Annotated in this window: 23 protein-coding genes and 1 other RNA gene; 7 read left to right on the top strand and 17 right to left on the bottom strand. The window is 59.9% G+C overall.

The genetic code is table 11. The annotated features are described in order from the left end of the window. The first annotated feature begins 122 nt into the window (after positions 1-122). The 7 genes from ACA068_RS04365 (at position 123) to ssrA (ending at position 7,337) form a co-directional block, all read left to right on the top strand. The gene (locus ACA068_RS04365; protein ID WP_497307918.1) at positions 123-947 is read left to right on the top strand and encodes a (Fe-S)-binding protein; all 825 of its coding nucleotides are present in this window, start codon (positions 123-125) and stop codon (positions 945-947) included. Continuing rightward, positions 944-2,398 (top strand): LutB/LldF family L-lactate oxidation iron-sulfur protein, encoded by a 1,455-nt coding sequence (locus ACA068_RS04360; RefSeq protein ID WP_497307916.1) that lies wholly within the window; start codon positions 944-946, stop codon positions 2,396-2,398. The genes ACA068_RS04365 and ACA068_RS04360 overlap by 4 nt, the downstream gene beginning before the upstream one ends. Beyond that, positions 2,398-3,069: a LutC/YkgG family protein gene (locus ACA068_RS04355; protein WP_497307914.1), complete on the top strand. Its 672-nt coding sequence runs from the start codon at positions 2,398-2,400 to the stop codon at positions 3,067-3,069. Before ACA068_RS04360 ends, ACA068_RS04355 begins: the two co-directional genes overlap by 1 nt. Then, positions 3,066-5,885 (top strand): FAD-binding and (Fe-S)-binding domain-containing protein, encoded by a 2,820-nt coding sequence (locus tag ACA068_RS04350; protein WP_497307912.1) that lies wholly within the window; start codon positions 3,066-3,068, stop codon positions 5,883-5,885. Before ACA068_RS04355 ends, ACA068_RS04350 begins: the two co-directional genes overlap by 4 nt. Positions 5,886-6,004: 119 nt before the next feature. Continuing rightward, on the top strand, positions 6,005-6,280 hold the full coding sequence (locus ACA068_RS04345) for a PA2433 domain-containing protein (protein ID WP_497307910.1): 276 nt from the start codon (positions 6,005-6,007) through the stop codon (positions 6,278-6,280). Positions 6,281-6,573: 293 nt separating this feature from the next. Continuing rightward, complete coding sequence (locus ACA068_RS04340; protein WP_094469201.1) at positions 6,574-6,825, top strand: PA2433 domain-containing protein; 252 nt, start codon at positions 6,574-6,576, stop codon at positions 6,823-6,825. A 114-nt stretch (positions 6,826-6,939) separates the two neighbouring features. Then, positions 6,940-7,337, top strand: a transfer-messenger RNA (tmRNA) gene (gene ssrA / locus ACA068_RS04335). Positions 7,338-8,029: 692 nt separating this feature from the next. Here ssrA and ACA068_RS04330 read toward each other — a convergent pair. The 17 genes from ACA068_RS04330 to ACA068_RS04250 form a co-directional block, all read right to left on the bottom strand. Continuing rightward, positions 8,030-8,383, bottom strand: coding sequence for a hypothetical protein (locus tag ACA068_RS04330; RefSeq protein ID WP_497307909.1), 354 nt, complete (start codon positions 8,381-8,383; stop codon positions 8,030-8,032). Between the two features lie 49 nt (positions 8,384-8,432). After that, entirely contained in the window at positions 8,433-9,590 is a 1,158-nt protein-coding gene (locus ACA068_RS04325; RefSeq protein ID WP_497307907.1) for a polymorphic toxin type 44 domain-containing protein, read from the bottom strand. A 286-nt stretch (positions 9,591-9,876) separates the two neighbouring features. Continuing rightward, entirely contained in the window at positions 9,877-10,170 is a 294-nt protein-coding gene (locus ACA068_RS04320) for a hypothetical protein (RefSeq protein WP_497307906.1), read from the bottom strand. Then, the gene (locus ACA068_RS04315; protein ID WP_497307904.1) at positions 10,167-10,712 is read right to left on the bottom strand and encodes a hypothetical protein; all 546 of its coding nucleotides are present in this window, start codon (positions 10,710-10,712) and stop codon (positions 10,167-10,169) included. The genes ACA068_RS04320 and ACA068_RS04315 overlap by 4 nt, the downstream gene beginning before the upstream one ends. Before the next feature lie 4 nt (positions 10,713-10,716). Then, a complete protein-coding gene (locus ACA068_RS04310; RefSeq protein ID WP_497307902.1) occupies positions 10,717-11,211 on the bottom strand; it encodes a hypothetical protein in 495 nt (164 codons plus the stop codon). 7 nt (positions 11,212-11,218) lie between these two features. Beyond that, positions 11,219-11,785: a hypothetical protein gene (locus ACA068_RS04305; RefSeq protein ID WP_497307900.1), complete on the bottom strand. Its 567-nt coding sequence runs from the start codon at positions 11,783-11,785 to the stop codon at positions 11,219-11,221. After that, the gene (locus tag ACA068_RS04300; protein WP_497307898.1) at positions 11,786-12,493 is read right to left on the bottom strand and encodes a hypothetical protein; all 708 of its coding nucleotides are present in this window, start codon (positions 12,491-12,493) and stop codon (positions 11,786-11,788) included. It abuts the gene before it with no gap. Continuing rightward, complete coding sequence (locus tag ACA068_RS04295) at positions 12,483-13,019, bottom strand: hypothetical protein (protein WP_497307896.1); 537 nt, start codon at positions 13,017-13,019, stop codon at positions 12,483-12,485. The genes ACA068_RS04300 and ACA068_RS04295 overlap by 11 nt, the downstream gene beginning before the upstream one ends. Before the next feature lie 9 nt (positions 13,020-13,028). Next, positions 13,029-14,372 (bottom strand): hypothetical protein, encoded by a 1,344-nt coding sequence (locus ACA068_RS04290; protein WP_497307894.1) that lies wholly within the window; start codon positions 14,370-14,372, stop codon positions 13,029-13,031. 9 nt (positions 14,373-14,381) lie between these two features. Next, entirely contained in the window at positions 14,382-15,251 is an 870-nt protein-coding gene (locus tag ACA068_RS04285; protein ID WP_497307892.1) for a putative phage tail protein, read from the bottom strand. 4 nt (positions 15,252-15,255) lie between these two features. Next, on the bottom strand, positions 15,256-15,663 hold the full coding sequence (locus ACA068_RS04280; RefSeq protein WP_497307890.1) for a phage tail fiber protein: 408 nt from the start codon (positions 15,661-15,663) through the stop codon (positions 15,256-15,258). Between the two features lie 11 nt (positions 15,664-15,674). Beyond that, a complete protein-coding gene (locus tag ACA068_RS04275; RefSeq protein WP_497307888.1) occupies positions 15,675-16,739 on the bottom strand; it encodes a baseplate J/gp47 family protein in 1,065 nt (354 codons plus the stop codon). Continuing rightward, positions 16,729-17,184: a phage GP46 family protein gene (locus ACA068_RS04270; protein WP_497307886.1), complete on the bottom strand. Its 456-nt coding sequence runs from the start codon at positions 17,182-17,184 to the stop codon at positions 16,729-16,731. Before ACA068_RS04270 ends, ACA068_RS04275 begins: the two co-directional genes overlap by 11 nt. Beyond that, positions 17,184-17,735 (bottom strand): phage baseplate assembly protein V, encoded by a 552-nt coding sequence (locus ACA068_RS04265; RefSeq protein ID WP_497307884.1) that lies wholly within the window; start codon positions 17,733-17,735, stop codon positions 17,184-17,186. Before ACA068_RS04265 ends, ACA068_RS04270 begins: the two co-directional genes overlap by 1 nt. Further along, the gene (locus ACA068_RS04260; protein WP_497307882.1) at positions 17,732-18,883 is read right to left on the bottom strand and encodes a phage baseplate assembly protein; all 1,152 of its coding nucleotides are present in this window, start codon (positions 18,881-18,883) and stop codon (positions 17,732-17,734) included. The genes ACA068_RS04265 and ACA068_RS04260 overlap by 4 nt, the downstream gene beginning before the upstream one ends. Then, on the bottom strand, positions 18,880-20,211 hold the full coding sequence (locus tag ACA068_RS04255) for a DNA circularization protein (RefSeq protein WP_497307880.1): 1,332 nt from the start codon (positions 20,209-20,211) through the stop codon (positions 18,880-18,882). The genes ACA068_RS04260 and ACA068_RS04255 overlap by 4 nt, the downstream gene beginning before the upstream one ends. Beyond that, positions 20,208-22,013: a tape measure protein gene (locus ACA068_RS04250; protein WP_497307878.1), complete on the bottom strand. Its 1,806-nt coding sequence runs from the start codon at positions 22,011-22,013 to the stop codon at positions 20,208-20,210. The genes ACA068_RS04255 and ACA068_RS04250 overlap by 4 nt, the downstream gene beginning before the upstream one ends. Between the last annotated feature and the right edge of the window lie 35 nt (positions 22,014-22,048).

The raw sequence follows: 22,048 nt of genomic DNA, 5'->3' as shown, positions 1-22,048 counted from the left end.
GCCGGACCACGATTCCGGCGTCAGCTATTCACAACCCGGTCTGTAAGGCTGCTGAAAGCTTCCCTCTCTATATTCAGCAGCCTCAACAGACGGATAACCGGGCCCACCCGGAGACACGCCTGATGAGCGAGCTTTTTTACAACGCCGTGCCAAATGCGACCCGCGTCGCCCCGCCACTGCCCGAACCTCGGCAATACCCCAGCGAGAAACCGTCACGGGTCTACCTGTTCGGGACCTGCGTGGTGGACTTGTTCTACCCCGAAGCCGGGATGGATGCGATCCACTTGCTGGAGCGTGAAGGCATTCGGGTCGAATACCCGCAAGGACAGAGCTGCTGCGGACAACCGGCCTACACCTCGGGCTACACCGAGCAGGCTAGGACCGTGGCGCGCTCGCAACTGGCGCTGTTCGCCGGAGACTTTCCGGTGGTGGTGCCGTCGGGATCCTGTGCCGGGATGTTGCGCGAACACTACGCCGACTTGTTCAAGGACGAGCCGCAGACGTTGAAGCAGGTTCAGGCGCTGGCGGCCCGGACTTATGAACTGGCCGAGTTCCTGTTGTTCGTCTGCAAGGTGCAGCTCAAGGACAGCGGTGCGCCGGTAAAAGTGGCGTTGCACACCTCGTGTTCGGCACGTCGTGAAATGAACACCCACTTGCATGGCCGCGAGTTGCTGGCGCAGCTGGGCAACGTGGAACGCGTCGATCACAGCCACGAAAGCGAATGCTGTGGCTTCGGTGGGACTTTCAGCGTCCGTATGCCAGATATTTCCGGCGCGATGGTGGCTGACAAAACAAGGTCGTTGAAGGAATCCGGCGCACACAAGGTACTCAGTGCCGATTGCGGTTGCCTGATGAACATCAACGGCTCGCTGGAGAAACAGAAGGAAGCGTTGCGCGGCCAACATTTGGCCAGTTTCCTTTGGCAGCGAACCGGAGGTGCTCTATGAACGCTTCCGCGATTATTCCTACGGTTGCCGTGGAAGAAGATTTTCGCACCCGGGCTCACAAGGCATTGGGTGACAAGCAGCTGCGAAATAACTTTCGCAATGCGATGGATTCTCTGATGACAAAACGGGCAGCGTCCTTCAGCGATGCCCATGAAAGAGAACATTTGCGATCGTTGGGCAATGCTGTCCGCGCCCGTGCTTTATCAAAGTTGCCCGACCTGCTCGAGCAGCTTGAACAGAACCTGACCCGCAACGGTGTGACAGTGCACTGGGCGGAAACGGTGGACGAGGCCAATGGCATCGTTCTCTCGATCATCCGCGCTCACGAGGGGCGGCAAGTGATCAAGGGCAAATCGATGGTCAGCGAAGAGATGGAGATGAACCATGTCCTCGAAGCTCAAGGCATTGAATGCCTGGAGTCGGACATGGGGGAGTACATCGTCCAGCTCGATCACGAGAAGCCTTCACACATTATTATGCCGGCGATCCACAAGAATGCCGGTCAGGTCGCGTCCTTGTTCCACGACAAACTTGGCGTGGAGTACACCAAGGACGTTGACCAACTCATTCAGATCGGTCGCAAAGTCTTGCGACAGAAATTCTTCGAAGCGGACATCGGCGTCTCCGGCGTCAACTTCGCCGTGGCCGAAACCGGCACCTTGCTGCTGGTGGAAAACGAAGGCAACGGACGCATGACCACCACGGTGCCACCGGTGCACATCGCCGTCACCGGCATCGAAAAAGTCGTGGAAAACCTGCGCGACGTGGTACCGCTGCTGTCGCTGTTGACGCGCTCGGCCCTCGGCCAGCCAATCACCACCTACGTCAACATGATCTCCGGCCCGCGCAAGGCGCATGAACTCGACGGCCCGCAAGAAGTGCATCTGGTCCTGCTCGACAACGGCCGCAGCCAGGCCTTCGCCGACAGCGAATTGCGCCAGACCCTGAACTGCATCCGCTGCGGCGCCTGTATGAATCATTGCCCGGTCTACACTCGAATCGGCGGTCACGCCTATGGGGAGGTTTACCCTGGGCCTATCGGAAAAATCATCACCCCGCACATGGTCGGCCTGGCGAACGTCCCGGACCATCCGAGCGCGTCGTCGTTGTGTGGCGCCTGCGGTGAAGTTTGCCCGGTAAAAATTCCGATCCCGGCACTGCTGCGTCGCCTGCGGGAAGAGAATGTCAAAGCCCCGGACAGTCCGCATCAAGTCATGCGCGGCCAGGGCAGCAAGTATTCGCGCAAGGAACGTTTTATCTGGAACGCCTGGGCCAGACTCAACAGCTCGCCGACGCTGTATCGTCTGTTCGGCTTTTTCGCCACACGGCTGCGCGCCCTGGCACCGAACAATGTTGGTCCGTGGACGCAAAACCACAGCGCACCGAAACCCGCTGCCCGCTCACTGCATGACATGGCCCGTGAACATCTGGCCAAACAGGGAGATCGTTGATGAGCGCCAAGCAAAACATCCTCGCCAAACTACGGAAAAGTCTGACAGGCACCACGCCGGTGCCTGACGCGTTCGACGTCGAGCTGGTGACAGCGCCTTATACCTACACCGCCGAACAACGCATCCCACAACTGCGCAAACTGATGGAAGCGGTGCACACCGAAATCCACCTGACGTCCGGAGAAGGTTGGCCGGCGCTGCTCGCACAGTTGCTGCGAGACCGCCAGTTGCCGAGCTTGTTGATCGCACCGACTACGCCTCACGGCCAACGCGTCACTCAACACTGGGCGAACAATCCAGGCCTGCCGACACTCAAGTCCTACGACCGCCCGGTTGAAGAGTGGAAAGCCGAGCTGTTCAACGACACCCCGGTCAGCCTGACCACCACCCTCGGTGCAATCGCCGCCACCGGCAGTCTGATTCTCTGGCCGACACCGGAAGAACCGCGCTTGATGAGCCTGGTGCCGCCGGTGCATTTTGCCCTGCTGAGGGCCAGTGAAATCCGCGACAACTTCTATCAGGTCCAGCAGGAATTCAACTGGGCGCAAGGCATGCCGACCAACGCCCTGCTGGTGTCCGGCCCGTCGAAAACCGCCGATATCGAGCAAGTCCTGGCCTACGGCGCGCACGGTCCGAAAGACCTGGTGGTTTTGATTCTGGAGGACCAATGACTCTACCGGCGGCTTTCCTGCGAGATGCGCAGCAACTGATTCCCCAAGAGCGGCGCTTCGACGACCCGTTGTCGACATTGGCCTTCGGCACCGACGCCAGTTTTTATCGGCTGATTCCGAAACTGGTGATCCGTGTCGAGTCCGAAGACGAAGTGGTCGCGCTGCTCAAACTGGCGCAACGTGACCAGGTCCCGGTGACTTTCCGCGCGGCCGGCACCAGCCTGTCCGGCCAGGCCATCAGCGATTCGGTGCTGATCGTGCTTGGGGATAACTGGAACGGGCGTGAGATCCGCGGCCAAGGCACGCAAATCCGCCTGCAACCGGGTGTGATCGGCGCGCAGGCCAACGCCTGGCTGGCGCCGTTCGGGCGCAAGATCGGTCCCGACCCGGCCTCGATCAACGCCTGCAAAATCGGCGGCATCGTCGCCAACAACGCCAGCGGCATGTGCTGCGGCACGGCGCAGAACACATACCACACGCTGGCCGGTATTCGTCTGGTGCTGGCTGACGGCAGCCGTCTCGATACCGAAGATGCGGCAAGTGTTGCGGCGTTTCGCCAGAGCCATGCTTCGCTGCTCGAGCGTCTGGCAACATTGGGCCGCGAGACCCGCGCCAATGCCGAACTGGCCGCAAGAATCCGCCACAAATACCGTCTGAAAAACACCACCGGCCTGTCACTCAATGCGCTAGTGGATTTCGACGAGCCTGTGGATATCTTGAGCCACTTGCTGGTGGGCTCCGAAGGCACGCTCGGCTTCATCAGCGCGGTGACCTACGACACGGTCATCGACCACCCGAACAAGGCCTCGGCGCTGATCGTGTTCCCGGATGTAGAAACCTGCTGCAACGCCGTCACCGTGCTGAAAAGCCAACCGGTGTCAGCGGTAGAACTGCTGGACCGGCGCAGCCTGCGCTCGGTGCAGGACAAACCCGGCATGCCGGCTTTCGTACAACAGCTGTCGAACAATGCCTGCGCGTTACTGATCGAATCCCGCGCCGCATCGTCCACTTTGCTACAGGAACAACTGGCGCACATCATGGCGTCGTTGACTTCTTTCCCCGTGGAAAAACAAGTCGACTTCACCGAGGATCCAGTGGAAAACGCCCGGCTCTGGGCGATCCGCAAAGACACCTTCCCTGCCGTCGGCGCTGTGCGCAAAACCGGCACCACGGTGATCATCGAAGACGTGACCTTCCCGATTGAACAACTGGCCATCGGCGTAAACCGCTTGATCGAGCTGTTCGACAAACATCACTACGATGAAGCGATCCTTTTCGGACACGCACTGGAAGGCAATCTGCACTTCGTCTTCACCCAAGGCTTCAACAACCCGGAAGAAGTCGCACGCTACCAAGCGTTCATGGACGACGTGGCGCAGTTGGTGGCAGTGGAATTCGGCGGCTCGCTGAAAGCCGAGCACGGCACGGGTCGCAACATGGCGCCCTTTGTCGAGCTGGAATGGGGCAGCGATGCCTATCAACTGATGTGGCAACTCAAACGGCTGCTCGACCCTAACGGCATTCTCAACCCGGACGTGGTGCTCAGCGAGGATCCGCAGATCCACCTCAAGCACCTGAAACCGCTGCCGGCCGCAGACGAGATTGTGGATAAGTGCATCGAGTGTGGTTTCTGCGAACCGGTCTGCCCGTCAAAAGGCCTGACCCTGAGCCCGCGCCAGCGCATCGTGATCTGGCGGGACATTCAGGCGAAGAAACGCGCAGGCGTCGACACCTCCGAACTTGAAGCCGCCTACGAATACCAAGGCATCGACACCTGCGCCGCCACCGGTTTGTGTGCGCAGCGTTGCCCTGTAGGCATCAACACCGGCGAGCTGGTGAAAAAGCTTCGCAGCCGCAAGGCGACGCATACGAAAACCGCCAACTGGCTTGAAGGAAATTTCGCCACCGCGCTGCAAGGTGCACGCTTCACCCTGCATGTCGCCAACGGCGCGCGGATGCTGCTGGGCGCACCGCGCCTGGCGAAGATTTCGGCGACGCTGACTAAGTTGTCCAAAGGCCAGGTCCCGCAATGGACCAACGCCATGCCGCAGCCGGAAAAAGCCATTCGCTTCAGCCCGGTCGTAATGGATGAGCGCCCTCGCGTGGTCTATCTCGCGGCCTGCGTCTCACGCGCTATGGGACCGGCGGCTGGCGACAAGGAACAAATGTCACTGTATGACAAAACCCGTGGGCTGCTGGAAAAAGCCGGCTATCAGGTGGTGTTTCCGGACAACCTGGACAACCTCTGCTGCGGTCAGCCGTTTGCTTCCAAAGGTTACGCCGAACAAGCCGAGCACAAGCGCCAGGAACTGATCGGCGCGTTGCTGCACGCCAGTCGCGGCGGGCTCGATCCGATCTATTGCGACACCAGTCCGTGCACGTTGCGGCTGGTTCAGGATTTGGGCGAAGTTCGACTGGACCTGTACGACCCGGTGCGATTCATCCGCACCCACTTGATGGATCGCCTGGATTTCACTCCGCAGGAAGCGCCGATCGCGGTGCACGTCACTTGCAGCACCCAGCACCTTGGCGAGAGTCAGGCGCTGATCGACCTGGCGCGCAGATGCAGCAACAACGTGGTCATTCCCGAGGGCATTCACTGTTGCGGGTTTGCCGGGGACAAGGGATTCACCACGCCGGAGTTGAATGCTCATTCGCTACGCACGCTCAAGGATGCGGTGCAGCAGTGCAGCGAAGGGATTTCCACCAGTCGCACTTGTGAGATCGGATTGACGCAATACGGCGGAATCGATTATCACGGACTAGTCTATTTGGTGGACCGGGTAACGCAGGCAAGGGGCACGCAAGAAAAATAGAACCCTGACGCGCTGCCATAGTCCACTCATTAAGCCCGGACATTGCCGGGCTTTACCAAAACTCGGCAGCCCGTCCTGACGGCCAGCGATGCCTGGACCCTCAGTTCAAGGAGATACACATGAAACGTTCTGTACTGTTAGGTCTGTTCGTTACTGCCTCACTGATGGCGTCCACCTCGTTTGCCGCCGAAAAAGATCTGTGTACGACCAACTTGCAAACCATCGAAAATGCCAAGGCACAGATTCCACCGGATATGACTGAACAGGTCATGGAAAGCGTCAAAAAAGCCCAAGCCGATCATGCAAAAGGCACCAAGGAAGGGACTGACGATTGCATCGCCGAGACCAACCAAACCATCCAGGATCTCAAGAACGCGAGCAAAGGCGGGAAATAATCCCGCTCAGGGCCAACCCTCGGGTTGGCCTTGTTGGCGCAATGGCTCCACCCAATATGAAGCAAACCAAAACCCGCCTATTGCGGGTTTTGTTTCCTCTGGGGGTTTGGCAATCCCCTTTAGTGCCATTGCTCCTATCAAACAGTTTTTTCATAGCCTTTTTTGCAAAAACCGAATTCCTGCGCAGCGCCGTAGTCTTTTAAGTAGGCCCCATCAATCGTGGCTTGTTTTCGGACCTCGGCCGAGCCCCGCTCATATGGCAGCACCGAGACCATCAGTTCTAGGAGATATCCATGAAACGTACCGCACTCGCTGGTCTGTTCATTTCTGCTGCAATGTTGGCCTCTCCGGTATTTGCTGCGGACAACGACCTTTGTACGAGCAAACTGCAGGAGCTCGAAGCCAAAGTGAATACGCTACCAGCGACCTCCACCAACGCACCGGAGATCAAAAGACTGCTGGCCAGCGCCAAAACTTCAAAAGCCGCCGGGGACGACAAAAAATGCGCCACCGAGGCCATCCAGGCATTGGCGCTGACAAACTGAGCAACGAACCCAACCCATAATCACTCGCGGCCAACCTTCGGGTTGGCCTTCTCACGCGTTTGGCGTACACTGCGCAGGCTTGTTGCTCACCATGATTCACAGAGCAACAGGCTCGGGGCCGTTTAGGATTCGACGCCGGTTGCGAAACTTTAGGTGCATGCCGAGTTGGTAACAGAACTCGTAAATCCACTGTTGCAACTACTTATAGTTGCCAATGACGAAACCTACGGCCAGGAATTCTCTCTCGCTGCGTAAGCAGCTTTAGATCCTGAGCTTCTGGTACCTTCGGGTCCAGCAATCACCAGGGGATGTCTGTAAACCCAAAGTGATTGTCATATAGAACAGAATCGCCGTGCAGTACGTTGTGGACGAAGCGGCTAAAACTTACACAACTCGCCCAAAGCACCCTGCCCTTCGGGTCGCTGAGGGTTAACTTAATAGAAACGGCTACGCATGTAGTACCGACAGCGGAGTACTGGCGGACGGGGGTTCAAATCCCCCCGGCTCCACCAAATACGAAGCAAGACAAAACCCGCCAAGTGCGGGTTTTGTTGCATCTGGGGGTTGGTGATTTTTGGTTAAACACAACCAGACCGATGCTGGCGCTCTACCCGCAAGGATGCCGCCATGAAACTCAACGTACTGATCGTCGCGTTAACCCGTTCCCTGACGTCCGGCTGTGCGCACTACAACGACCGCACCACTTGTAAGTCGGCGCCGGATTTGGCACCGTGCGGCACGATGTTTGGCATTTTAACATCCACCTCAACCCCCCAGTTTTTTGCGGTTTGTTTGGCCCTCGGGTTTACGCCTCGACCGCCACCTAATAGCAGGACAAAAGCTCCCCCGATTGCGCTAGCTGCGGGGCGAATTTCTTTCAGAAATTTCCTACATATAAATTTTGTTCACACGTATCTAATTCAACTCGGGCGCTCCGCGGGAGGTGGCAGGCAGACAGTGTTTTCGCCGCCTTGTAGCGTCCACTCTAAGGTGTTTTTTTTGCGAAAATATTTGCGATGCGACTGCCCTCCAGGCCAGTCGCTTTTTTTTTGCGCTCTGATTTTCCTCTTCGCGGCGTTTTTTGTTCAGTCCACCGACTTAATTGCGAAAAAAAACGCCCCCGATTGCGCTAAGCAGTGGGGGCGTAAAGGGTTCACTGGCGATTATCGGAATAGCCGCCTAACACAGCGATAGCAGGTTCGACCTACGGCTCAAAAGTCCCGCCCGGGCATGGCTTCAGGCGATCAATATCTGTACCACTGCCTTCACTGCTATCAATGTCGCCGTTCGCATCAAGATAGATGTGCGTATTGGGCCACTTGGGCGTGATGCTGACGCAATGGTGACGTACGTTCCTACCCCACCAATCAACCATCATGAAAAAATTCTCATCCGGGAAAAAATGCCCGTAGTCGCTAATGGCCCCTCCGGGTATAAACATTTCCCCTTTGTATACTCGGTGCTGTACGTTCCAAATATACTTGAGGTCTTCCTTACCTTCTTTGGCGTAGTGGACGGTTACGGTGGGTAGAATTGCGGTCCATCCGATAAAAATCATTATAAGGATTACCGGAACCGCTAGCAGCCATGCGCACCCTGATCGTGACTTACGTACATTTGTGGTCATCGATCCCCCCCCCCCAATTTGCTGGCGAAACTGCCAAAACCTCGTCCATGATGATCTGCGCCGTAAGCCCACCATTGGGATACTGCTCGTAAAGTTTTATGCCGATTTTGATCGATACTCTATCAGCAACATCATCCCATGAACGCAGTTCCGTCCATGGACTGGCCGTAGGGTGGGGGCCAAGAAGCGTTCTTGCCTCCTTGGGCTTTGAATACAACTCTTGTACCTTCCGCACGGTGTCGGAGACGATTTGCTCAGCCCCCGCGCCATCCAAGAGCACGCTTTCTGAGAGCCCTCCAGCCACGCCAACGTAGCCATAGTGGATGTTCGACCAGATATCGTAGAAATAGAGGTACTTCCCCTGCTTGTGCCATACGACGCCGTGGTGCATCGCCTGTAACTTCGGTTTGTGGTCCCATTCCTGATTCTGGCCCACTTTCTTAGTCCAGATCGCCGCCGCTGTAACCTTCTTCGCCATTGCGATGCTGCCGAAGTTCGGCCGCCCACCCAAGCGTGCGAGCAATGGTAGCTCCGCAAACTGCTTTGCAACCGCGTCGGGATCGTAGTCAATCAGCCGTCTCATTTCCAACACGGCCGGGTCATGTATGTTGCGGTTCATCTCGCCAGCGATGTAGCTGGCCAGCCCTTCCATTTGATCCGGGTGATTGCAAACGATAGGCTTCGGCGGTTCTGCTTCCTGTGGTTTTGGGGCTGCGTTGGGGTCAACCAGTGCATTCGCAGCAGTAGCCTTTTCTGTCAGCCTCGGATCAGCCAACAGAGTCGCCATGCGTTCATCATCCACAGAGCCATCAGGTTGGAATGCTCCAAGCAGTGCGAAGTTGATGATTACAGTTTCGGCCCCACCACCAAACATGAACCCGCCGCCGACATCACTTGACCCTGTGAGGATCGTCCCGCCGTGGCTGGTTCGGCTGCCCAAGTGAGCCATGGGCCTCCCGTTTATCCGAATGGAAGGAAAACCGGTGATGATCACCGCGCCACAACCACATACATCACCCACACGGGCTGCGCCCATGAAATTAATATTCGTGTCAGCAGAAGCGGAGGCAATGGGGGTGGTACCGTGACCCGGCAATGGGCAGACATGTTTGTCCCCCAGTCGTGCAGAAGAAATCATGCTTCGTCCTTGATTGATTTTGAGAAATCCCCGGCCTAAGGCTGGGGTAAGATCGAACCTACAGGGGGGGGGCAGGCGCTGACTGTAAGAAAAATCCCAAGTGATGCGGTCCGATTTCCCAGTAACGCCATCCTATACATTGCAGATCGCTTGATTTGTTCTAGTCTACACGGAAGGGAAGCTCCGGCTGACATGCAGTGGTGAACTGCTGTTGGTGCCTTGTTGTCAGAAGTACGTCCCCCAATGACCCTCAACTGACAACAGGGCGCTTCCTACTTTCGAAGTTTCAACCCTCGTCCAATTCGATGCTGCGCTCGCAGTGTCCAGGATCGATCCGATCCAGCCACTTACAAAGCACACACCCCCAGCGCTTACCGGAGCGGGCTGCCTTTCCCGCCCGACTACTGATGGTCTCGTCTTCATTCCCACCAAACGCAGCGTTAGCGAGCTGGTCGTGGGCAATTGCCAAACGCCAGGCGCGAGTGCTTCCGGCCAGCGTGGCCAGAAGCATCCAGATAGCCGCCACCACGGCAGCTGCGACACAAATGATCCACAATCCCAGCAGGGTCAAACGATTCATTCAGCTTGTTCCTTCAGACCATTTCGAAACACCATAAAACAGAGCCACGCGGCCTCGCGTCCAGCCGGCGGGACCGCATGGCGATACGACGGGGCGAACTGGATCGCATCGCCGGCCGCGAGGATGTAGTCCCGACCATCGACGACCAGGTGCTGTTTGGAAAACAGCGCCATCAGGTAAAAGTCCACCGGAGTGCAGCGGTTTACCCATGCGTCCTGCTCGTCCAGAAAGTCGCCCTCGTCGAAGTACAGCATCCAGTGCGTGGCTTCACGATCCAGCACCGCCGGGAGCGGTTGCAGCGCGGCCTTGGATCCGGCCGGCCACGAATATTCCTTAAGCGTCCGATAGCGACTGAGGTTGTCGGTGTTATGGGCGCCCATTCGCTGCTGGTGACCGCGCACATAAGGACGCGGTTTTACATGCTCCTGGACGAGTTGCTGAAGGGGCTTCAACTGTTCGGCCGTCAACACCTTGCGGCTCACACTGACTGCGGGTAGTTGGCCCACCACTTGGTTGCGATAGACGGATTTAAGTAGGGTCACAGGATCACCGATACAGAAAAATGATGGAGAGACGCATGGCCGACACCACGGGCACCGCATGCACGATGGCCAGGCTGTCGAAGATCAACGCCTGGCCAATCTCGTCGACGACGTGATGCGCCGTACCCTGCTCGTCGTACCAGGTCACGCCTTGGACGGGATCGCTCTGCAAGGGCACGACGACCATGGCCAGGTGGCCTTCGCGGGTGTTGTCGCGGTGCGGTGGGATAAAACTGCCGGCCGGGTAAACATTGATGTAGGCCTGGTCCAGCTCGTGATCAGCTAGGCGCGGCGCCAAACGGGACAACTCAGCCAACATAAAAGCCGGGCACGCGTCATGGCGCACGCTGTAGTAATGGCCAAAGTCGCCCGCGATACCAAGGTTTACGAAGCGTTGCGAGCGGTCGACAAACCGGGAAGGCTCCCGTTCGAAGAGCTGGCACGCTTCATCGCGTAAAGCGGCGCAAAGCACGGGATCACACTGTTCTAGACGAACCATACGCACCTCAATGGAAAGGAGTCACGACGCTGCCCAGCGGGCTACCGATGACTTCGTGCAAACCACCTTCCAGCTCATCGAGCACGCGCTGCTCCAGCGCCGCTTTGCTCAGAAACTCGAAGTCCGGACTTTCAGCATAAGCCGCCTTGTAGCGCGCATTGCGCACCTGACATTCGTCGATATAAGCGCGCATGTCCCGGAACGCCTCCACGGTAGGCCCTGTGGTCTGTAGCTCGTTCACCAGCGCCTCGAGCAGGTCCCCCAGCACATTGAGCTGGCGGTGGATGGGGTAACGCTTGAGCACCTTGTCACTGCACCGAGCGTTGAGGGTGTACTCGTCAATTACCGGCGGTTGCTCGGCCTGCAGTACAATCTCAAACGCATCGACCGTGCCGCGAACCATTTCTAGGTCTGGGTCGATCTCCACCGGCTTGGCGATGAAGTGGGTTTCGTCTATCTCCAAGGCAGCTTCGCCCATGCGACCGAGCAACAGCACAAAGGCGCCAGAGAGGCGGTTAAACAGGGCATACATCGAGCGTTTGCCCTGCCCGAAGGGTTGGGGAACATCGAACATTTAGAGGCGCTCCATAATGACGTACCAACCGGCCTGATAGAGCCAGTAGGTGTAGACGCTGCGATAAGCACCGGCCGTACCGTTGCCGGTGCCGTACTCGTAATATTGCTGCCAGCGTACGAACAGCGTGTCGCCGGTTTTGATGGGCAGCACGGACGCCGCCAGAGACAGCGCTTGCCAAGTGGTGGTGGCGCCGTAGGAATAGACGTCGGAGTAATACGCACGGGCCGCGTTGGAAAACTCCGGGTGGGTATGATTGCCCGCTGCCACCTGACCGGCACCGGCGCCCACCCACATATAGGCGGCATTGCCCAAACTGGCTTTCAACACGTACTGCGTGTGCGGATCCGCCCCGTATCGGTGGGCATTCAGCTCGACCAGGCTGGCCAGATCCGGGTGGCCATGGTTGCCAATGGCGACTTGGCTGGCACCGGCCCCCACGTTCTTGTAGGCGGCATTTCCCAATTCGGGATGGGTGACGTAGTCACCAGCGGCGAGGGTGCCGTTGATGGCCAGGCGAACGGCCTCCAGCAGCTGATAGTTGTCGGCCTTGTTCAGCGCAGGCAGATACGCTTCGACCACGTGCGCCACTTCTTCCTGCAGCGCGTTCATGATGTCGTGAGTGACAACCGTGGCAGGCCGGTTCGTTTGCGGATCGCCCTTGTAGTGTAGGCCGCCCGTGGCCGTGACATGGTCATTACGATGCATGAGGCACCTCGGGGAACTGCGGTACGAAGCCTCGCAACCGGTCGCGATTCGCTTGGGTTTCGACCCATTGGGTCACTGCCCGGCGCCAGGCGATCACGCCACCGACCGCAGTTTTGTATCCATCGGCCTTGCTCAGGATGTTCAAACAAAGCGCTTCCATTTGCGTGCTATCCACATGGCCGGCAATTGCATCAAGCAACGGCGTATGCGCCGACGCGTTCGCCAACCATGCCCGAGCTTCAAGGCATTGCTCCGACCAGGAGTCGATTTCAGTCCGTGGGTACTGACTGGTGATGGGGATCAGCGCCGCATCGGCCGCCGCATTGATCGCCGCGACCGCGTTGGCGCGCAGCTCATCAACGGGGCGGTTATCCACTGGTTCCATCGACAGCGGTTTATGGCCTTCAGCTTTCCACGTCAGAAAGACATCCCAGCCGATACCGCCCTCGTTGATGAGGCCACTGTTGCCCTCATCGTCTTGCCATATGACGGCGTCTGGGGCGCCAGGAATCTGGAGATATTTCATAACTGCTCCTCAAAAATAGGTCGTGACAATGACAACGCCGTTAGTACCATCGCCGCCGGCTCCTGATAGGTTTGGTGCGATAGCCGCGCCACCGCCACCGCCGCCTGACCCATAGCCGCCAGCATGACCGCCATTGCCACCATTCCCTGTAGCGTTCCCGCCGCCACCACTGCCAGGAATCCCTGGATACAGATAACCTGACCAGGGTGAAGTCGTGGATGCACTGATACCGTCCGCCCCTCCTGCTGCACCACCCGCCGTCGCCAGGCCTCCAGCCGAATACAGAACGCTGTAACTCGCACCGCCGCCGTAAAAGGCAGCTCCTGCGCTGCTCACGGCACCGCCCCCGCCGCCCCCTTGACCTATAGCTACAGTAGATCCACCGCTAATGCCGCCGGGCCCCGCGTTTCCTCCAAGCCCCCCCAACCCTCCTGGAAACATACCCAAAGGAGGATTTTGCCCAACGTCACGTCCACCTTCGCCACCGTTTACCTTGTAGGCCGCCGGCGATCTAGCGAAGAAATAAGAAGCAGCTCCGTGACCTCCAGGATAGGAGGCGCCATTACTTCGGCCAGCACCTTTCCCGCCGACGCCAACGGAGACGGCGCAGGTGTCAGGGAGATACTGCGCATCAATATCCATTTCGAGCGAGGGGCCGCCAGCGCCGCCAGTCCCGCCTTTGGCGGCAGTTCCAACGGGACTCACCTGCCCGCTGGCGCCTCCTCCGGTCGCACCGATCATCTTCAGATGAATGGACTTGGCACCAGGTGGTTTGATCCAGGTTCCACTGACCGTGAACACTTCAACCTTGCAGCTCGCGGAGGACGCTGAGGGTGCGGCGGGGTTGAGCAGCTCCCATTTATCACTGTCTTGCTTGTACCGCAGGGCGATCCAGTGGCTGTTGCCGGGAATATCCCCAGGGGCGAGCGGCTGGCCGGTGCCTTTAATAATCTGCCGGCCGCTAAACAGTGCAGCGTTAGGCGTAAACGTCGGATTTGGCAAAACGTTGGCGTGCAGCGAGCGCACCTGCAAAATCATGCCGGGCGTCAGATCGGTCAGCTCAGGGAAAAACTCCGCTGTAATGGCGTCGGTTGAGCCGTCCGCTATCGCACTGACGTAAGTGCCTGCCTGTATTCCCGCGTGGGTGGCACGACGACCTATGGCATCGCGCACCTGCGTCCGACTGGCGGGGTCCAGGGCGTCACCGTCCATCGTGGCCGCCGCGCAAAGCTCCTCCTGTACGTCGTTGAGGAATTTTTCAGCGAGCGGCGTCGCTTCAACGTCCAGGGCAACATCGCCATCGGTAAACATACGGTCATCATCGACCTGGTCGGGGTTGTAAATACGGTCCATGGGGTCTCCTTAAGGGATTGAGGGCGGGGCCGCGACGACATGCACGTAATCGCCGGCCGGGGCGATACGACGCAGGTAGTCCTGCAACCAGACCAAGTCGACTTCAAGCGGGTTGTGTACGTGAACGATCCAGGTGCTGTACCAGTCAGTCGATAAGGCATCGCCCACCGCTGACATCCCGACGCGAAACGGTCGGACGAACTCGACGTCAGCCTGAATGCGCAACCGGTCGAGCAAGGCCTGGATGTCGGTACGGTTCAAGGTGCCGCCGGCCAGCCATTCGGCGGCCAGTGCCTGACGGCGCTGTTGTTCTGTGCCGGTGCCGGCTAGCTCGAAAAAAGCCTCCCAGTCTTTAAACAATTCTTTGGTGGTGCGCGGGTCCCACTCATCCAGCAAATTCCAGCCGCGCTGCTCTACGCGATACGCCTCTTCAGCCCAAGCGCCCATCAGGTCGGCGTCTTCACCATCGCGTGGCCATGCTCGGCCGCGAGGTAACAGGTTGAGCAGTTGCTGTTGAAAGTCCGCCTTGCTGTAGCGCCGGTAGCGCACCGGGCGCTCGGGTTGCAACGGCAGCCAGATAGCCCCACGGGCGCGGACTTGCGCCTCGGCGAGTACCGACGCTTCACCACGACGCAACCGGTAGGCCCGCGCTTGCAGCAAGGCGTAAGCGGTTATGCGCCCCTCGATTTGCCGCAAGCGATACCCGACCGCCCGCACCTCGGCGCTGGCCTGCAGCGCCGCGCTGGTACGCCGCAGGCGCTTGCCATCGCCGCGAACACTCGCCGTCGCGACGATAGACCCGGCCGAAGATACTACCCACGTCACGATGGGCAGACCGCAGGCCATACCGGCGCGCAAGGGGTTTTTGTAGGCCGCCATGGCTTTAATTCAACTTCACGGCAAGGTCGCCGGCCGCGACGAAAAACAGGTCGTTGGTCTCGATCAGCCGCGCAGCAAGCAAGGGGCCGTGATACCAGCGGTTACCACCGGCCGCTGCGTCAAAAATGGCAAAGTGGCTGACACTGCCCCACGGCGCGGTACTTGGTTGCGGCGAGCGCAAGTCGGTTTCATTGGCGCAAAAGGTGCTGCCATCGACATCCGCCACCGGCGCGGCAAACGTCGCCCGAATGCGCAGGTAACCATTGCCGACCACCTCACTGCCGACGCCATCGAGGTCGCCCGTCGCGCTGGTAAACAGCCCGATGTACAGCTCTGTCGGGGGCACGAAGGCCTCACCACGCAGCGTGGCGCGTAGGAGTATGTTTTCCGCGTAATCAGTAAAAGCGCTCACAGTATTTTTCCTTAAGGGGCCCAGGTGATGTTGCCGTGTACGGGGATTTCGCCAATGCCCATCGCGAGATTGGCGGCGGGCAACCGCAGCGTGTGCGAGCGTTCGCCCGCTGCCTTGCTGATCGCTTCGGAGAGGCGCGAGCGGTAAACGACACCGCCCGGTTTGATATCGGGGTCGATCAAGTACCAATCCTTGACCTCCAGAGTCACGGCGTCGCGCACTTCGGGGGTGTCCGGCTGGACGGATAGATCGGTGGCGACACTGACCGGTATGGGGGCAATCACATACAGTTCAGGCGTCGCTGGCATGATGGCCCGAACGTAGGCATACACCTCATCGAGCAGTGCCTGGTTGGGAATCAGCCCGGCCGGGTCGTGGTCACAGACCAGACGAACGGTGATGGTGTTGGCGCCCATCTCGTTGCGGTAGGACCACGCACGGGTCACTGCCGGATGCGCTTCACGCGCCCAGGCGACGTAGTCATACAGTGCGCCCGCTTGGGGCGGATGGCGCAGGCGGAACGTCACCCGCTCGCGGAATGACTCCAGGGTTTCGGCGTCCGCACCGGTGGCCACTTTGATCACCTTGGCACTGGAGCCGATGCCAGCGACCGCACGGGTCAAGCGCAAACTGGTGTCGGGGGCGCAGTTACCGGCGTAACCACCAAGCAGTGACACCACCGGCACGTTGGCTTTGCCCATGGCGTCCAGGTTCATGGTTTGCGAGACGACGTATTCCCAGCCATCGGCGCGCTGATAGACCTCGCCGGACTTGAGTAACGCCCGAGGCTGGCCAGTGACCGCCACCGTACCGTAAGCCCCGGAGGCGGTGAGCGGGTACAGGCCCCATAGGCTGCCCCAGCGCAATAAGGTCTCCCACTCCGCCTGGTCCGGCAGCAGTTGCTTGGCCAGCCAGGCCAGGTGGCCGTGGTGGCCATGGGCGGCCCCCGCGTTGACCTTGGTCAGCAGGTGCAGTTTGTGCCGCCGCACGTGAGCATCCCCGCCCGGCATCCAGGTTTCGATGTCGGCCGCTGCGCGCTCCATCAGCGCGGGTAACGTTGGGCGTTCAAAAGGCATGCTGAGCCTCCTTGTTCCAGATATCCGTAAATTCAAAGGTCTCGACTTCACCCGCTGGGCGGGTGATGCCGATGCGCAAGTTCAGATCGCCTTGGCCCGTGGTCCATGCCGCGGCCGTCACGGCACTGGCGGCGCCGTCCTCGAGCATCCAGTTCAAGCCTTCGCGGCTGTAATCCTCGGCACGGCGCAGCACTTCGGGCAGCACCTTTTCCCGCTCCAGCAGCCATAGGCGCGAGCCCTCCTGGTCATCGCCGGGCAGGTAGCTGTCACTCCAATGCCCACGGCGGTCACCGCTGTCATCGGGCAGGCGATCATCGGCCCGCGCCTGGCGGTCGGTGAACAGGCTGACCAGCACCGCCGTGCGCAAACCCTCATCCACGGCGAGGTCACTGCCGTCCAGGTGCAGATAACCAAAGCCGTTACGCCAGACCATGGCCAAGTCCATCAGGCACCTCCCAGAGGAGCGCTGGTCGGGACACCCAGGTTGCCGGTGTGTTGATGGCCCTTGCCGCTGATACCGCTGCTCAGGTGATCCAGCGCCTTGCTGGTCTTGGCGATTTCGACCGCGCCGCTGAAGGTGGCCAGCGGCGTTTCGAAGTGCACCTGTTCGCTGGCCTGGACTTCAAAGCGCTTGCACATCAGCAGCGCCACGCCGTTCTCCTTGAGCACCAGGTGGTGGTCTTCGCTGATGTGATAGATCGCGGCATCACCGGGCTTCAGGCCCTTGAGGCGTTTCTCCTTGTTCTCCAGGAGGAACGCCGCCAGCCCGGAACGCTTGCCGCCCGAGGCCAGAAACAAACCTACCGCACCGGCCAGTGGAACGCTGGTGAATCCGGCTTGCTGGTAGTGTTCGATCTCATCCGCAACTTCATCACTGAGCAGGCGCACCTGGACGTTTTGGCGTTGCAAGTTGTCATTAACGGCCACCAACAAGCAGCGACCAACCATCAGTTTTAGACGACGAGCCATGGGCTCAAGCAGTCGAGACGTACTCATTTCGCACCTGTCGGGCTAGTAAAAGAAACCTGCGTTTCGTCAGGACCAAAGCTCAAGCCAGCGGCGGCTTGTTTCTTTGCTGTTTTGGGCAAAATCGGATCGACCACAAAACCTTCACGCGGCATTAGCGACAGCTTGGTCCGGGTGCCTTGCTCGTTACGGGTAAAGTTCACGGCGGTGATCAGCAGCAACCGGGCGTCCAGCCCCAGCCACGGATCGGTCACCCGCACCTGGTAGTTGATCGGCCACAGCCGATTCGTGCCGTCCATGTTCCAGTCCATCACGGTGATCTCGATTTTTTCCGCACGAGCGCGGCGCCGACGCATTTCCCAGTCCGCTCGAAGACCGGCCTTGTGGTTGTCCAGGTTGTCGTCAGCAATGAGGACCTTGGGCCGATAACGACGAACGCCGTCGTCCGTTGCCCGGCCCACGCTCTGGGTGGCGGCCTCGCCGTCCTGGTGGTCAAAGTCCGCACCGCCGGAGGCGCTATCGCCCTTGACCACGTACTCGGAGAACCGCTCGCGCTGGTCGAAGTCGCCGTCGGCCGCAATGATCTGTTCGCCATGGCGCAGGTGGATCGGCAGCACCTCAGTGCCTGCACGCGTGATCACCAGGCGCCCGGCCGGGTCGCAGGTGAGCAAACACCGGCAGAAGCGTGCCGCACGCTCCAATGATTCAAACCCGGTCTCGCCCGGCTCCAGTTGCCAGTTCGCGCCGACCGGGCTATTGGCATCGGCCACGGTGTTGACGACTTCGATGCCAAAGGGTTTGCAAAACGCCTTGGCCAACTGCACCAGGCTCTGTCCCTTGAACTGTCCACCCTCCACCGCCACCGAGCAATCGACCAGGTCACAGGTTTTGGCCCGGCCGCTGACACTCAAGCGGCGCGCTTGGGCGTCATAGCCGGGACGAGGCGCGTCGATAAACCCATTGACCAGCGGTTGACCATTAAGAGACAGACCGCAGGCGTCGCCACCACGCACTTGGCGCGGCTCCTGGTTCACCGACCAGCGGTCCGTCAGTGACAAGTCAAAGCTCGACGCCACCTGTTCAATCGAGTGCGTGACCGACACCGAGGTCCAGCCCTCAAAGCGTGAACGGCCAATGTTCAGCTCGGCGCGGTTGGGGTGGTTGGCGCTATCGTTCATCGCACCACCTCCAGCGATTCACCGGCCGGCACAAAGCCCGGATGGGACAGTTGGTTGCGCTCCACCAGTTGTGCTTCACGTCGGCTGTCGCCGTACAACCGATACGCCTGCACCAAGGCCGGCAAGGTTTGGGTCGGCGTCACCCGTGTGACGGAAGGCAAGCCGGCGCCGCGTGATCCCAGGTCGTTGATCAGGTCGACACGGACGTTTTCCAGCGCCTGGTACACGGTGTCGCTGGCCCGCTGTTGCGCCTGCTCGATGGCGGCCATGAACACGTTCTGGACTTGCTGGGCCTGCTCCTGGTCGCGGTACTCCACCAGGCTGCTGGCTTGGCCGGCGGCGATCACCGTGGCGCTGTTGACCAGGTCCAACAGCCCGGCCTGCATACGCACTTGCTCCTGGCGGCTGGTGGTCAGGTTGACCGGGTGAATACGAGTGTCCTCCACCGACGGCAGATTGCGCAGGACGTCCAACACCTTTTCCGCCGAAGGGGTCGCCGGGGTGGTGGGCGTATTCAGTGACGGCGTGGCCGGGGTCGGGGCAGTGGGTGTGGTGGACGATGTGCTTTGCGATTGGCTGCTACTGCCTACGTGACCGAACACGCCAACAATGTCGCGCAGTCCGTAAAACAGTCCGCCGCCCAAGGCCATGGGGTCGCTGAAAGCGTTCGCGATGTCGCTGGCACGGGCCATCCAGCTTTGGCCGGTGGCAATCCAGCTTGTACCCAAGCCCACATAACCTTGGCCCTTGGACCACAAGTTCTGGCCTCTGGCCCACAGGTCTTGCAGGGGCGCGACCGTCTCCAGCGCGGTGTCATAGGCCAGCGCCAGTTCATCGACCAGCCCCTGCGTCATGCCCTCAGCGCTGAAGAACTCCACAAACTCGCTGAGCAGCGATTTTTCGGCAACGGCGCACGATTCCTGCAGCGCGATATCGGTGTTCGGCGCTTGGTTCGGCGTGACCGCCGGTGCTGCTTCCAGCAGCGCAATGGTGAAGGTACTGACGCCGCCCTCACGGCTGTTGTGGCGCAGGCCGACTTCACCGATCTGCACCTGGCGCGTACCGATGTAAGGGTGAACCAACTCGCCGGGACCGTACTTGTTAAGCGCCTCGGCCAAGCGCTGCGCCTGTGCCAGGTGATCGTCGCCCAGGACAAACGCCGACAGCGAGTCAGCCCACGCACGGCGGCCGAGGTCTTCCGGGAACGGCTCGTCGCGACCGGGGTACTCGGTTTGGACCGCACGGCGCCCTAGTTGCTGGTCGCTGCTTTCGACCAGGAACGGGACGCCACGGAACGAGGCCGGGCGAAGCTCATCACGCCAGCTCATGGCATCATCATCCCGGCACCGTTGTAGATGTCGGCGTTGAGGTCGGCGCCGCTGGTTTTCATCGACGTGACTTGGCCAGTGAGACCCGGCGCACCTTCAATTTTGACGGTGAGGTCCAGTGCGCTGTTGACCTTGTCGGCCGCCGCGCCGCCGAGTTCGGCACCGCCCCACGCGCCAATTAATCCGCCGAGCAAACCACCGATGGCCGTCCCGATCCCCGGCACAATCGCAGTGCCGATGGCCGCGCCCATGGCGGCGCCTCCCCAACCACCCAAGCCGCCGCCAACGGCTTCGCCAGTGGCCTGTACCTTTTGATCGATCGGCGCGTCACTCATCAAAACAGGGGCCAGCATCACCGCGTTAACCGCCGCACCGGCGGCCCCGGCTTTAATCAAACTACCGGTGCCAATGCCACTGGCGGTGTTTTTGAGCCCACCACCAACTTGCACGGCACCTTGTGCCAAGGTCTCGCCGATGCGTGCCAGGCGGCCAGCTTTGTTCGGCTGAGTACGTGACGGTGTTTTTTTGCCGTCCGGACCGTTCGCCGGATTCTGACGGTCAGGCATAACGCTCATCGGACCATCGACCAGGTACACCGGCACGGCGCCGCCGAAGCCGCCCAGGCCGCGACCACCGCCTCCGACTGGACCACCGACGCCGCCCACGCCCGGCATTTCGCCGGGTGCGCCTTTTCCACGCAGCTTTCCGTAGGTCCAGGCCGAACCTTTCCACGCGGCTTGGGCAATGGGGGCGCCACCTAAGCGCATGGCTTTGTTAATGAGATAGAGCGCCGCCAATGTCTTGGCCAGGTTGGCGTAGCCGACTTTGGCGTCAAGAAACTGCAGTGCCTTGCCGATGGCCTCGACCAGCGGTTTTAAGTCCGTCGCGACGTCCTTGATGGCGATGGCCGCTTCCTTGGCGGTCTTGAAACCTTCGACCAGGTTGGTGCCCACCGTTTCCACCAGCTTGTCGTATTCGCCGGTTTCCTTCATGCGGTCGATTTCAGTCAGCAGCGATTGCAACTCGGTTTTCAGGAAGTCGAAGGCGCCACTGGCCATGACATCCTTCTGGAACACGGTCCATTTATCCCCCAGGTTGGACGTCATGCCATCCCAGGTGGTGGACAGCTTGTCCATCGCGCCTTTGTACTTGCCATTCCAGATCCCTTCGATGGTGGCCTGAATCTGAGCTTTGGAGTTTTTACTCGCGGTGGACACCATGCTTTTGCCGTTTTGCTGCCACTGATAAACAATTTTGTTGCCGACGGTTTTGGTGGTGATGCCGAACTCTTTGAGGCGTTCGTTTTCACCGGTCATGGCATCGGCCAAGGCCTCGACGGCTTGCTCCAAAGGTTTGCCCATGGCCGCCGCAGCATCACCTGCAGAAGCTAGCGCCCCTGATTGCGGATCGATCCCATAGGCCTTGAGCTTGACGAAGGCGTCGGTGACCCCCGCCAGTTCGTAGGGGGTTTTCGCGGCAAAATCGGTCACCCAGGCCATGGAGGCCTTGGCCTTTTCTGAGCTGCCCTCAATCGTACCCAGGATGCTCTCGAACTTTTCAAACTGGGCCGCTGTGGTCAGCAGGGTACGCTTGAACCCGTAACCCGCCGCCGCACCGGCCAGCGCCGCGCGGTTGCCCCACCTGTCCACCGCTGCGCTGCTACGGCGAACACCGGCCCCCAGCAGCTGCATGCTCTGCTGCCCGCTACGGGAAAGGGTCGACAGGGCACGGCCGAAACGCTCCGCCCGCTCAGTCAGGTTTCCGTTGAGGTCAACAAAGATGGAGACTTTCTGTTCGCTCATGCGCTATCGCGTCCGAGGTGGTGGGGCGGTCAATT

Source organism: Pseudomonas sp. LBUM1660, assembly GCF_059695935.1.
Note: the sequence above shows the minus strand (reverse complement) of the source record. Positions and strands in the feature narration are given on the sequence as shown.